The following is a 14,300-nucleotide window of genomic DNA, read 5'->3' as shown; positions in this document are numbered from 1 at the left end:
TACAGGCGTCAGTTCATGGCTCTCGTCAACACTAAAACTAACGAACACTGACTTTGTTACGTAAAGTGGTGCTTATAATTCAATCACCTACGATCTAATCAGCTATACTCACTACACGTTATAGCCCTTTGACGAAGCCTAGTTACAATACAAGACTGATTCTAAAAAACGTCAAAGATAGCTAAGAAAGCAAGAGGCAAATTAAACGCGGTCGCCTGAGCCTTTGCCCAATACTGTTTGAATGATGTATTGGAAATACAATTTAGTATTCAACGTGTTAATCATGCGTTGATCCCACTCCGCGAGTTTTTTCGGTGTCGACATGTCGATATCATTGATTTGAGCTAACCCCGTCACACCCGGTCTAACCGACAACACTCCTCTCGACTCCCTCTCATCAATCAGCTCTTGCTGGTTAAACAGACATGGTCTTGGACCAACTAAACTCATTTCACCTTTAAGTACGTTGTATAACTGAGGCAGTTCATCAAGCTTGGTTTTACGCAGGAATCTACCAAGCTTAGTCACTGAACTCGCTCCAACTAAATGAGTCGCTACAGACTTTGTTTCGACAGGCATCGTGCGGAATTTCACCAAGGTGAAAGGTTTTTTGTTACAACCTACACGGGTCTGAAAAAAGACAGGCGACCCCGTATCAAAGTAACCAAGGATACAAATAATGAGAAATACTGGCCATAGGAACAACAGGCCAAAGAAAGCAAAAACAAAATCTAACAAACGAATCAAAATATGTGTCCTATCAAATTCGGATTGAAAACATGGGGCGCTATAAGCACCATTAATCAATAAAGGATACCTGAAGAATTTATGGATAAGAAAGCCATAAGCTACCTAAAACGCATCAATGCGACTTCAAGTAAGCTTCTACTGTTCTTTTGATCCCTTGCTCAAAACTTACAGGAGGTTTCCATCCCAAGAGCTCTTTCGTTAAACCTATCTCAACCTGGAGGTTGCCGCATATTCTTTGCGCTATGTGCTGTTTATTTAAAACTGACGAACCAGCTTGTATCCAAGACATTGGGATTCGAATTAATCGCGGTGATTTCCCCATAGCATGAGCGATGCTTTGCATCAATTGAGTTGTCGATACGTCATGATCATCAGAAGCTAAGAAGGTATAGCCCGGAGCCAAAGGGTGTTCACAACACCTCAGTATCAAACTGGATAGATTATCCAGATAAACTAGGCTTCTCTGGTTCTTTATAGCACCAAAGGGTAACGGAATGCCTTTATCAATCAAACGCATCATAGATAGGAAATTGGCTTTTACGCCAGGCCCATAAACTAATGGTGGCCTAATGATAACCACTTCTAAACCTGTCTCTTTTGAAAGCTTAGCCAACTCAACTTCGGCTTCATGCTTGCTCAAACCGTAAGGGTCTTGTGGGATATTATTTAGGTTAGGCTGAAACGGTGATCGCGGCTCACTGAATTCACCATTAACTTTAATAGAGCTGACGAATACAAACCTTTTCACCCCAGCTTCAACCGCTTGCCTTGCTAGGTTCAAAGTGCCGAGGGTGTTTGTCTCTCGATAGGCAGTTAAGGCATCTTGTTCACTTTCATTCATTTGATGAACTCGAGCAGCACAATGAACAATACAATCGACACTTTCGAATGCACCAGACCAATCGGTAGAAGCGTCAATGAAAGGAACAACCAAGCTATTAGTAAGTGGCTCTATTTGCTTACGCACAACCGGAATGACTTCCCAGTCACGCTCTCTGGCCAACTCAACAACTCTAGAGCCTACAAAACCAGTGCTACCTGTGACTAAAATTTTCATAATGCAAAAAGCCTAAATGTAGAACAAATAATAAACAACATTAACAGTAAAGGTACCGAGTGACACATAACAATCAATTACAACTAGCTTACCGCACTCAACAACATTAAAATACATTCTAAAAACTATAACTATCAAACTTAAGACGCTCAGTGGCTCGCTAAGGAACACCATGATCAGACCAATACATATATTGCTTAATGCCAAACGCAAGAACAAGCGTTACATCAGTATTGGCTATGATATTTTCGCTATCGTGATTTCACTCTATTTAGCCATCGCCTTAAGGCTTGGAAATGCATTTTTTGCAGTCGAAATAGAGGAACTAATAACTCTTTTCATTACTGTTTCAATCACAATTTATAGCTTCGTTAAATTAGGAATGTACCGAGCCGTCCTACGCTATATGATGTTGCCAGCCGTTGGCAACATTTTCTTTGGGGTTATAATATCGACCCTAGCTTTAATAATGAGTGGCTTTTTTTTCCAATCGTTCATCCCGAGAAGTGTACCATTTATATATGCTGGCTTGGCTACCCTGACGTTAGGTGGCCCCAGAATACTTATCCGTTCAATTTATTATCACTGGTTTAAGCGCCAAAAGCCCAATGTGTTTATTTATGGCGCAGGAGCTACCGGCCGCGACTTAACATATGCTCTGATTCAGGGTGATGAGTACAATCCAGTCGTATTACTTGATGACGACCCTACAAAGTCAGGTCAAATATTATTTGGACTTAAGGTCCACCACCCAAGTGAATTTGAACACCTCCAATCACTTTATCAACCCGTAAAGCTGCTTTTAGCCATTAATGGGATTAATAAAGGTGAGCGCTTGAGGTTGGTTGAAAAATTGTCACACTGGCCAATCGCAGTGCAATCTGTACCATCAGTGGAAGATATAGCAGCCGGTAAAGCAGCAGCTACTGACGTGAAAGATCTTGATGTCGCCGATCTACTTGGGAGAGCAGCCGTTGACCCAGACAAGGAACTTTTAGCACAAAACATTTTTAATAAGAATGTTATGGTCACTGGCGCTGGAGGCTCTATTGGCTCTGAGCTGTGTCGTCAAATCATGTCACAGAAACCAAAAACACTTGTGCTATTGGAGCTAAATGAATACAACCTTTACAAAATCGACCAAGAACTGAATTCAACAAAAATCAACTTAAAAAGCGAAACTCGAATCGTTGCAGCTCTAGGTTCAGTTCAGAGACAAAACCGCTTAGAAAAACTGATGACAGCGCATGGAGTTGAAACTGTTTACCATGCTGCAGCATATAAACATGTTCCATTAGTTGAAGATAATATTGTTGAAGGCGTTCGTAATAATGTGTTTGGCACACTTGCTTGCGCTGAAGCTGCGATCCAAACAGGGGTAAAAAACTTCACTCTCATTTCAACAGATAAAGCAGTAAGACCAACTAACATAATGGGTGCAACCAAGCGCATGGCTGAGTTAGTTCTTCAAGCGTTGGCTGATAAGCAAGACACCACAAATTTCACCATGGTACGTTTTGGCAATGTCCTTGGATCTTCAGGCTCAGTGGTTCCATTATTCAAAAAGCAAATAAAATGTGGCGGCCCTGTAACCGTAACTCACCCTGATATCATTCGTTATTTCATGCTAATCCCCGAAGCTGCTCAACTTGTTATACAAGCAGGAGCAATGGGTAACAATGGTCAAGTATTCGTCCTCGATATGGGTGAACCAGTCAAGATTTTAGACCTAGCGAAACGAATGATTCACCTCATGGGTATGCAAGAAAATATAGAAGGTTCACCTCAAGAAGGCGATATCTCTATAAAATTCACAGGACTACGCCCAGGAGAGAAGCTCTATGAAGAGCTTTTGATTGGGGATAACGTGGAAGGTAGTGGCCATCAAAAGATCATGACAGCCAGAGAGCAGATGTTGAATTGGAGTGAAATGCAGCCACTTTTGGAACAACTCGATGGCTGTTGTCATAACTTTGACGAAGAATGTATTATGAGGATTCTATTAGATGCTCCAACTGGCTATAAACCCAATACTAACGAATAGCATCAAGCTCATCGTAAACCTTTAGAGTTTTTTCAAATACCATTTCTTGAGAAAACTCTGTTTCAACTTTTTGACGCCCCTTAACACCAAATTCAAGAGTTTTTTCATCATTCTCAAGCAGCGCGCGTAAACAGTTAGCGAGTGAAATTGCATCTCCAGGTTGCGCCAGTAAACCGTTAACATTATGAGTTACGATTTCACGACAACCAACGACATCAGTTGTGATTATTGCTCTTTGGCAAGAAGCTGCCTCGATTAAGATTCGAGGGACACCTTCACCATATGTAGTAGGCAAACACACTATATCGTTTTCTTTTATTAGCTTAGGCATATTTTGCACATTACCTAGCCAATTAATATCACCAGAGCTTGCCCAAGCCTCTACTTGACTAAGAGGGATAGCAGAGGAAACGTCGCTATCAATAATCCCCGCAACATTAAGCGTAAATTCAACACCTTGACTTTCCAAAATCTGCTTTGCTTCGACTAAGCAGGCCAACCCTTTTTCGTTCAAAAGTCTAGCACCAAACAAAACGTTTTTATTTAACGGTGATAATGAAGGAGAAAAGCGAGTCAAATCAATTCCAGCTCCCTTGATCACGCGGCCGTTTCCATATTTCAAAATATCAAGCTCATCAAATAGTTGATAATCTTCGTTGTTTTCAAAAATAAAACGAGCCTTAGAAGAAGAGATAGACTTATAGAGCGTAGTAATGATACGTCTTAAGAGATTGAATTTTATTGAATTAGAACTAAAAACTGCGCCTAACCCAGTTACACTATAGATTATCGGTTTATTAAAAAACAATCTATTTAACAAGCCTGCATATATATTAGGCTTAATTGTCACACAATGTATCAATTCAGGTTCAATTTCATCTAATATTCTCTTAAGGCGGAAAATACTACCGATCTCTCGAAGAAGGTTAACACTTTTTCTTTTTACAGATAACTGATGACAACTAAAACCTTTAGATTCCAATTCATTTTTAATCGCATCATTTGAAAAGCTACTAACAATATTAATATCAAAACCTAAAGATTGGAAGTACTCTGCTCGCTCTAACCAGTGAAGACGAAAGTACCAATCAACATTAATTACGTAAACTATTTTTTTACTCATACCTACCACTGCGACCAATTAGACCATGAAATATCCCTTTTACGATACATTTAAAATGCTGAAGCCTTGGTTTAAGAAATACACAAAAAATGAGTGCTTGTAAGCTTGATCTTATAAGAGTGTAAACTTTCCAACTCAATGGTATGTATGTCCTTTGTAGCAAACGGTAAAAATTACGATAATAGTAATAATGACGTACTGGGGAATGAGTTGTAAGGCTTTGACCTAAAACTTTCAATGGAGCACCGCCAACCTTATGATACATTTTCGCATTAAATGCAGCGATACAAACATAATCTTTACTCTTCGCTCTAAATCCCCATTCAATATCAACACAATCAATGAATAGCTCCTCTTCCATATAACCAATATCATCAAGCATGGTCTTTGAAATAAGACAGCCAGAAGCTATCAGAAAGTCACATGGAGAGAAGATGTTTTCACTTCTATCACTCGGGAAGAACCTATTGACATTACACATAGATGTGCGAATAAACAAACATTCAGAAAATGTATCTTGATCTATATGAACAGGACCAACTGCTGCAACTCTTTGACCTTCAAATTGAGCTACTTGTCGAGCTATAAACAACTCATTTACCATTGATTCCGATGGAACACTGTCTTGATCAAACAAAATAAAGTCAATAAAGCCCTCATTTAATGCCTTATTAATACCAATATTTTGAGCATATGCTATCCCCATATTGTCCAATAAAAGTGTCACATCGACTTGCTCAGAGTCATCTATATCTATTGGCAAAGAGGAATTATTATCAATTATATAAACTTTTGAAACTTGTAGCTTCAATTTATCAACTAATAACTTCAGTTCTTCTTGGACTGGATTGAACGTAATAATTATCGCAGAAACTTCTTTTTTATTTTCAAGCATAAATTTATCATTATCTAATTTTTTATAAATACTGCTTACAACCACAACTAATAACAACCGAAAAATAAAATGACGACAGTTTTCCAATTAAGGAGTGGGTTGAAAAAGTACAAAATTCAACCCAACCAAATTATTTATTCCTAAAGGTGTGATTTGTATATTCTATCAAGATTATCTACTTGATCATTAAAATATGTGATCGAATCTTTAGGCAAGTCAATATCATCTCCAAGCTTCAGCTTCTCATACTGGGTGATAACATTATTTATTGCACTCTCTAACTTCTTTGAATCAGAAGAGAATGGAATAACATTCCCGTTTTCACCTTCAATAATACACTCTGTAACACCACCTGAATCAGTGGTAATAACCCAAACATTTCTAGCAATAGCCTCTCTGACGGTAAGACCAAAGCTTTCTTTACATCTTGAGGGGAATAACAACACATCGATAGATTCAAAAAAATCATCAATATTATTTTGGTTATACCCAGGAACCATAGTACAGTTATTAATGCTAGATACAATATGATCCGGATAAGACTTGTGTCCTAAATTTATCATATTATCGACTATTCTCAAGAAAGCGTTAGAATTATTAACATTAGAGAAAGCTTTTAATACCAAGTCACTGCCTTTAATAGGAGTATTTCCGCCGACATAACCAAAAGTTATACTACCGTTAAACTTTTTAACTATTGATGCTTTAGGCATAATAATACCATTTCTATCAACGGTTAAAGGTTTAGGGTGCATATTATTTAGATCATGAAGCTCTGCAGTATAACTACTCGGAGCTAAAACTTCACATGCATTGTTGAGATAATGCCTGAGTTCAGTATCTCGAAGTGAAGGCGTTTTTTGATTATCGGTACAGTTCTTACACTTGCTTAAATCAATTTTATCTTGACCACAGAACTCGCCTTTTGAATCGATCATAAACTGCTTATAACATAGCCACCAAGCATCATGAACAGTAACAATATAGTTAATATTTTTATCAATACAACTTTGAAGAGCACCGATTCCCAGTCCTTGTAAGCAATGTGCATGGGCCAGATCAGGCTTAACCACTTCTAATATTTTGGCTACTGGCTCTACAATTGATTTGTTATTGTAAAGTTCCATATCCTCATTTGGTACAGGCACACCAAATACAGTTACACCTTCTACCTCATAACGAACAGGCTCGTAAGCTCGTAAAGTATCATCAACAGGAAGCGTAGTAACCACATATACTTCGTAGCCTTTATGTTTTTGTAGAATCTTATTTATTTGCTCTGTGACAATCGTAGCACCACCAAAAGACCTTGGAGAATAAAAAACGTTGAATACAACTATTCTTGGTTTGGTCTTAATACAATTATAGTCTCTTACAATTGGCATTAACTGGGTGTTTGCTATCGATTCTGTATTATAGCGGGCCAAGACTGTAGTATTTGCATTAATCGCCATGTCTTGTCGCGTTTGCTCACAACAAACAAGCTTTGTCAGCTTGTCAAACCACTCAACCTGATCACTAGCTATATAACCATTTACCCTATCGTTAATGACATCGACAAAGGCACTCAAAGGAGATGATACTGAAGGAAGTTTTACTATAGATGCTTCAATATATTTAATATTACTTTTGGCTTCATTAAATATATACTTCTCTAAGGGTGCAATACTGATATCGCACTCAGATAGCAAACGTAAATACTCAGAGTAGCTACAAAGTTCAAAGCGTTCTACTTGAGCATCAAGGCCATCAAAGCAGGATGGTAGCTCCAGTAAACCTATAATTCTAAAAATTACCTGAGAGTTTTCTCTCAGCACTTTCGCAATAGACGAAGCGGCTTCTTCGAAATCAATGTTATGAGTTGATGTTCCTGAGCCATATACTATCCGAATCTTATTATCTATTTTCTGTTTCTTTTCCGAACTCTTTAATATTTCATTAGCTAGCTGAAGAGTTTCTGAATCTAAGCAATTTTCAAGTATGAAAACACTACCGACTCCTTCAGCCTTCATAGACTCGGCTAAACCAGAGGTCGAAGCAATTGCCATATCACACGCAAGAAGTGCTTGCTTATAAGAATTAGCGCCTTCCAAAACTTGAGTTCTAACTTCGCTCGAGAGATCACTAACAGTTTTACTTTCTGCTAGTATAGCTTCGTTAAAGATAAGGTCATCGACTTCCCAAAAAGTTTTTACATTGAGGCGTTTACACTCTTCTATCAAAGCCAATACAGTATCAGTGCTCGGAACCCGATAAAAAATAACTACTGACGAATGGGATATACTCGTTCTCGACTTATAGTAATCAGTCCAAGAAACCACTTCACACTTAAAACCTAATAGCTCCAGCATTTCCTTTTTCTGTGTAACTCTGTATTTAGTACACTGTTGTATACTTAACTCAGCGATGATTGTGACTGAGTTTAGACAAACGCCATGAGCTAATACTGAAGGTTTGTTGATAAAGTCTCTCTCAGTAAAACTATGGACATGTCCTCTCGCTGAACTATTTAAAGCTGTATGTACGAGAGTGCGTAACCCGCCTGACTTAAAGACTTGAAAAGCATAATTTAGGGTATTTCTGAGACCTTTCTGACGGATAATTCGTGGTAGATAGAGCACGAGGCCCTTCATTCTCTTCATTTTTGAAAGTACGGCTATGATTGGCTGTACAGCTCTCCAAGTCGTCGAGCTTTCAATGGCGTTTAAACGATTAGCCGCGATCTCAAAAACTTCGACTTGATCTTCTAACGACTCAACCTTTTGACGTAAACTGCTGATTTCACCTAGATCTTTACTCCTGAAAAAATCTGATTTTGAGTATAAGTCAAAAAAGCTACTGTAGTTATCGGAAGGGAAATTAATGTTAGCGCCAATGCGATTATAGAACTCATCGAGTATTGCCTTAGCCGATGCAAATTTACCGACACTAATTAGATAATCATGTAACTTATGATATTTAGAAGAATCTGAGCATTCAGAACGCACAACAGATGACAAGAATTCCAGATCAAAGTCTAAAAAGTGACGTTCAACGCGAAACTGTTCATACTCACTTCGGAAAAACTTTGAGTCGTTGATAGCCAAACTCAAATTCTCACCGTCTCCTCTCACCCGATACGCAGACAATTTATGGCTAAGTAATGTAATATCTTCAGTAGAAGATAACCTTAACCACATGTCATAGTCTTGAAGTTGAAGTAACCTTTCATCAAAATAACCATACTCTTCAAAGATGTCTCTATGAAACATAGCTGAAGTCGCACACAACATATTTCCACAATCCATGAAATGCTTTTTGATCTCTAAGCTACTAAAATACTTATTAAATACTTTAGATAATTCATGATCACATATATTTCTCTCATCATCAATTGTGTCGACCCAAGAGAAAGAAAAACGAGCCCCACTCTCACGCATCAACTTCAATTGCATTGCTAGTTTTTTATTGTAATAAAGGTCATCACCCGAAAGTAAAGTAATATAAACTCCCTTTGCAGATCTAATTGCTAAGTTAGATGCATGTGAAGGAAATGTGTTATTATCCAGAGCAATCAATTTTATTTTATTGCTTTCAGACTCATAACTTTTTATTATTTCAACAGTACCATCTGTAGAGTTGTTATCAACAATAATTATCTCAAAGTTTTCATAAGTTTGAGATAAACAACTTTCAATAGAGTCTGAAATGTATTTTTCATGATTATAAGTAACCATGCATATTGAAATTAGAGGAAGACTCGATTCGTTCATAATTAATTAGACCAGTTATTGATCAGGTTCACTATATGCTTTTGCTCTGATTCAGTCAAAATAGGGCTTATCGGAAGACTTAAAATATCATCACAAATAGCTCTAACTTCATTTTGGTGATCTATTTCGGCGTACGCTACCTGTTCATTGACAAATTTAGGATAGTGTTTTTGAGTTTGAACACCATTTTCTAACAAGTATTCACTCAACTTTTCTCGTTCCGATGTCTTAATAACAAACAAATGAAAAACATGGCTGTCTTCATACTCCCATTCTGGGAGTGTTACTAAATCATTATTAATATTATCAATATAATAACGTGCAACCCTTTGACGATTCTCAATATCTTCATTAATGTACTTAAGCTTAACTCTTAAAATAGCTGCTTGTATTTCATCCAACCGACTGTTCACACCTTTGTAAATGTGCTCATATTTTATGTGAGAGCCATAGCTTCTTAATGCAGAAACTATTTCCTTTAGCTTCTCGTCACTTGTTGTAATTGCACCTGCATCACCTAGAGCACCTAAGTTTTTCCCTGGATAGAAACTGAAGGCACCAGCATGACCCCAAGACCCCGCTTTTTTCCCATCAATCATAGCTCCATGTGCTTGTGCACAATCCTCTAATACCAACAGGTCATAGTCTTCAGCTAGCTTACAAATTTCTTTCATTGGAGCTAATTGACCGTACAGATGTACCGGAAGTATGACTTTGGTTTTTGATGTGATTTTTTGAGCGATTCTGGAAACATCGATGTTAAAGTTATTTGGGTCTGCGTCAACTAATACAGGAGTCAAGTTACACTCGGAAATAGCAAGCACCGATGCTATAAAAGTGTTAGAAGGGACAATGACTTCATCACCTTCGTTAATCAAACCCATAATTTTCCAAGATTTTAATGTAAGCGTTAAAGCGTCTAAGCCATTACCAACACCGATACAATACTTAGTTTGACAATACGTTGAAAACTCTTTTTCAAACTGTTCTAGCTCATTTCCCATGATATACCAACCAGAATCAACAACCCTGTCAAAGGAAGCTTTAATCTCGTCTTTATATCTTTCGTTAAGTGTCTTTAAGTCTAAAAATGGAATCATCACAGGTACTCAATAAATTTTTTATTTTCTTTGAAAAAGGCATTGTAACAAGGCTTTGAATATTCAAAATAATAATCAAATTCTGTTTCTGACACTATTTTAGCCCCGAGTTTCTCGTGGAATCGGATTACTGATTTGTTATCTTTTCGCACGTCAAAATGACAGTTTTCAAAGTCTAGATGTTTAAAGGCAAATTCATATACTAGTAACGCACTTTCTATAGCAGAAGTCCTTGTTTTATCGATATTTAATATCCAACTCCCCCAACAAAATGAATTACGTTCATTGAGAAAATCGTATAGTCTGACTGTACCAATAGGAACACCATCAAGTCGATTTATAATAAAATAGTACTCTTTCTTCTCGTCTTCTCGTTTTTTATAGTCTGACAGCCATTGCCTTTGAGAACTGATATCTGCACTGGTTTTAGATAAGTGCTTGTTCAATTCAGAATTATTTCGTAAAGAGAGTATGAACTCGGCATCGTCTAAAGTAGCTAATTCTATATATATTGTTTTACCACGCATATTAATCACCTTTTACATAACATAGGAAATCATCGTAATCTCGAATATAATCTGACTCGTCATAAGCATTACTCGCGAGTACTAACAAAACACAATCCTGCGAAAAATCGTGCATTTCTCGCCATTTGCTATTATCAATATACAATCCTTTACTTGGACTATCGAGTACAACGCTCTCTCTCGACTGACCATCATCGAGGATAATTCTACAGCTGCCCTTTACACAAATCGCCACTTGCTCTAAGTTTTTGTGAGCATGAAACCCTCTAGATATTTGGCTCTTTGTATCAAAAATATAGTAAACACGCCTAATTTCAAAAGGGATGTTACCAAATTCTTCAAGAGAGACTAATGATCCTCTTTCGTCACCAAGCACGTTGAATCTAAATGTTTTAATCATCAAGTTTTTCCAATAGTTTTTCTAGTTCTTTAACATCTACGTTCGCATCACCATGCACAGAGTTAGTATTATCGTCAGGGGATGTGAGGAAGTGAATAAATTTTACGTTTGAAACATCAGCCAATGGCTGGAAAACATAATAATTCGTACTTTGTGCTGATGGATATAGCGATATTGCTGTACTACCTGGTTTCATAAATAATAAATTGGTAAAGGCTGCTCCAGAGGCGCCAACTATAATATCAGCTTGCGAAAATAAACTATACTGCTCAAAAAAATCAAGAGAGCCAGGATCAACGAAATCGAATCCTTTCTTATACAGTAGCCTCTCTAAATCTAGAACATTACTGAGCTTCCTTAGCTTGGTGTTTTCTCTTTGCAAGTATATTTTTTTATTTTTCAACATATAACTGTTCGATAGTGTGTTTTTTGATAACTTATCTTTAACTTTTTTCAAACAATCAGAGGAAACAAAAAACTCCTTTTTAGGATTAGGTAAAGACCGAGTATTATCAAGAGAAGTCCATAAAGGAGTACAATAGATCAAACTTTCGCAATAAACTAACTGACCCTTTTTTACGTGACAGAGATGATATTCAGTATTTTTTAACTCAGACAAGAGAAGTTCGATAAGGGAAAGACTTTGTTGAGGGGTTCCCTCTTCAACTAAAATGGTTATTTTTTCATCGTTAGATTCAATATATTCCATCATATTGACTAGCTTTGGTATAACTTCTGTAATCCAGTGATAGTAATTAGTCGAATGTTCTTTTAATAAACTAACTACTAATCCATCTAGAGTTAATTTTTCACGAATAAACGAAATCTGAAAATCAAAACCTTCCTGTTCTTCATATTTCAAGAAAATATCTGGCCGCTTTAAATCATGAATATTTTCCATTAGGCTTAATTCATGATGGTACATATTTATTCCAGAAATTACAGCATCTGTAGAACCAATAACCTGAACTCCGCTTAAACGCACAACTTTAGTATCAGGTAGTCTACCTTCAAGCGATGAACGTTTACATTCCTGATTATCTACATACAAGAGTGGACCTTGTACACTTGCATAGCGTTCAGATACATGCTGGATAAGTTCACATCCCCCTCCCAATAACTCTAAATCCCCGACTAGTCTTACATCGAAGCGATTTTCTTCAGGTTTCTCTTTTTTAGGTTTGAATATACTTACTAATTTAATAAAAACATGACGGTAAAATACAATACTATCAATGTATTGGTGACGTACAAACTTAGGGAATATATAATATACAAATCTTAATATAAAAATGAACATTTCTGTACCAGTAAATTAAAAATTTAAATAAAGCTAATCGAACTATAATGATTAAATTTCAACAAATATTTTTACTTTTTATTAATTGAATAAACCGGAAATACGCGATCGTATCTTACCGATAAAATATATAATTTTCCATACACGGCTGGACTCAATTTTTTCTTTAAATGATTTAAGTTCCATTGCTTCTCTTTCATGCGAATCACGAATTGCTTTAACTTCATTTTTTAAAACTTCTATTTCATGCTCTTTATCAAGAAAAGAATCGTCAGCACTTCTAATTAATTCATCTTTTTCCAAAATTAATTTATTTTTATCCAAGACTAATTCATCAAGATACTTTGCTTTATTATTCATTTCATTTAATTCTTCAGAACATTGACTATGCCCAACATATAAAAATTTGACAATCCTCATGATGTCTGACAGATCAAATTTTTCGATTAACTCCAACAACTCTTTCTCATATGTTTTAAAGTTGCCTAACGATACTCTTACGAATAAAGGTAAGTAACTAACTTCATACTTGTAATCAAGCACTCTATTATAATTCATTAAAGAAGATAAATTTTTTGACAATCTTTCAAATTCATCTAGTTCACTCCAAACGCCAGATTTGTGTATTCGATATATTGACATAGTGCTATTAATATACTGTATTGGGCCAAGCTCCGAAACTTTAGTACAAAGGAACCAATCACCAAAACTTTCGCTATAGAAATCAAAGGCACATCTCTTTATATTACTCAGGCGATAGAGCATAGATGAGGTATGGAAGTATATCTCTCCCCTAACAAAATCATTAATAGTGAAAATGGTTTTGTCTACAGTACCAACTATCGGCTCATCAGCCAAACTTGAAGAACTCTCATTAAATATTAACGTGTTATGGGCGCACCCCGAAAAAGAGGGAGATGCTTGTAAAATATCAACTTGTTGTTGAAGTTTGTAAGGTGAAGTCCAATAATCATCACCATCACACAATGCTAGAAAAGTACCATTAGCTTGGTTCAACGAATAGACCCAATTAAATCGCCCCGTAGCCCTGCCATTAAATTTTATAGTGTTACGCCTATCGTGTAAGAAAAGACGAATTATCGACGGATACTTATTTGCATATTCAATGCATATTTCACGAGTACGATCATTAGAATCATCTTCACCAAGAAGGATTTCAAAAGGAAAATTTGTTTTTTGAGTAAGAATACTTTCGAGACACTCCACAATATACTTTTCGTGGTTATAGGCGACAACAAGGACACTAACTAAAGGATTTGTTACGACTTCATGCTTATAGTCACTTACTGGATACTTTCCAATTATGCTAGTGTTTACAGGTTCCATTTAAA

11 protein-coding genes are annotated in these 14,300 nt (G+C 36.6%); 1 reads left to right on the top strand and 10 read right to left on the bottom strand.

Translation table 11 applies throughout. The annotated features are described in order from the left end of the window. Positions 1 to 201: 201 nt before the first annotated feature. Together DUN60_RS15495 and DUN60_RS15490 are read right to left on the bottom strand one after the other, a co-directional pair. A complete protein-coding gene (locus DUN60_RS15495) occupies positions 202 to 750 on the bottom strand; it encodes a sugar transferase (protein ID WP_114634327.1) in 549 nt (182 codons plus the stop codon). A 112-nt stretch (positions 751 to 862) separates the two neighbouring features. Continuing rightward, a complete protein-coding gene (locus DUN60_RS15490) occupies positions 863 to 1,807 on the bottom strand; it encodes a UDP-glucose 4-epimerase family protein (protein ID WP_114634243.1) in 945 nt (314 codons plus the stop codon). Positions 1,808 to 1,979: 172 nt separating this feature from the next. On the opposite strand from DUN60_RS15490, the gene DUN60_RS15485 reads away from it, so the two are divergent. Beyond that, on the top strand, positions 1,980 to 3,851 hold the full coding sequence (locus DUN60_RS15485; RefSeq protein WP_114634242.1) for a polysaccharide biosynthesis protein: 1,872 nt from the start codon (positions 1,980 to 1,982) through the stop codon (positions 3,849 to 3,851). Here the strand turns inward: DUN60_RS15485 and DUN60_RS15480 are convergent. From DUN60_RS15480 to DUN60_RS15445, 8 genes are all read right to left on the bottom strand, one after another. Further along, positions 3,841 to 4,974, bottom strand: coding sequence for a glycosyltransferase family 4 protein (locus DUN60_RS15480; protein ID WP_114634241.1), 1,134 nt, complete (start codon positions 4,972 to 4,974; stop codon positions 3,841 to 3,843). The two genes, DUN60_RS15485 and DUN60_RS15480, sit on opposite strands and share 11 nt — an antisense overlap. Beyond that, positions 4,967 to 5,869 carry a glycosyltransferase family 2 protein gene (locus DUN60_RS15475; RefSeq protein WP_114634240.1) on the bottom strand — a complete coding sequence of 301 codons (903 nt, stop codon included), beginning with the start codon at positions 5,867 to 5,869 and terminating at the stop codon, positions 4,967 to 4,969. The genes DUN60_RS15480 and DUN60_RS15475 overlap by 8 nt, the downstream gene beginning before the upstream one ends. Positions 5,870 to 6,009: 140 nt before the next feature. Further along, positions 6,010 to 9,621, bottom strand: a complete 3,612-nt coding sequence (locus tag DUN60_RS15470) for a glycosyltransferase (protein WP_114634239.1) — start codon at positions 9,619 to 9,621, stop codon at positions 6,010 to 6,012. A gap of 2 nt (positions 9,622 to 9,623) precedes the next feature. Then, the gene (locus DUN60_RS15465) at positions 9,624 to 10,721 is read right to left on the bottom strand and encodes a DegT/DnrJ/EryC1/StrS family aminotransferase (protein WP_114634238.1); all 1,098 of its coding nucleotides are present in this window, start codon (positions 10,719 to 10,721) and stop codon (positions 9,624 to 9,626) included. Further along, complete coding sequence (locus DUN60_RS15460) at positions 10,721 to 11,248, bottom strand: GNAT family N-acetyltransferase (RefSeq protein ID WP_114634237.1); 528 nt, start codon at positions 11,246 to 11,248, stop codon at positions 10,721 to 10,723. The genes DUN60_RS15465 and DUN60_RS15460 overlap by 1 nt, the downstream gene beginning before the upstream one ends. A gap of 1 nt (position 11,249) precedes the next feature. Next, complete coding sequence (locus DUN60_RS15455) at positions 11,250 to 11,648, bottom strand: sugar 3,4-ketoisomerase (RefSeq protein WP_114634236.1); 399 nt, start codon at positions 11,646 to 11,648, stop codon at positions 11,250 to 11,252. Then, positions 11,641 to 12,948, bottom strand: coding sequence for a glycosyltransferase family 61 protein (locus DUN60_RS15450; protein WP_114634235.1), 1,308 nt, complete (start codon positions 12,946 to 12,948; stop codon positions 11,641 to 11,643). The genes DUN60_RS15455 and DUN60_RS15450 overlap by 8 nt, the downstream gene beginning before the upstream one ends. Positions 12,949 to 13,029: 81 nt before the next feature. Beyond that, positions 13,030 to 14,295 (bottom strand): glycosyltransferase family 2 protein, encoded by a 1,266-nt coding sequence (locus DUN60_RS15445; protein WP_114634234.1) that lies wholly within the window; start codon positions 14,293 to 14,295, stop codon positions 13,030 to 13,032. Positions 14,296 to 14,300: the final 5 nt, after the last annotated feature.

This window comes from Vibrio splendidus (genome assembly GCF_003345295.1).
Classification (GTDB): Bacteria; Pseudomonadota; Gammaproteobacteria; order Enterobacterales; family Vibrionaceae; genus Vibrio; species Vibrio splendidus_K.
The sequence above is the reverse complement of the archived record's forward strand: the minus strand, read 5'-3'. Positions and strand labels throughout refer to the sequence as shown.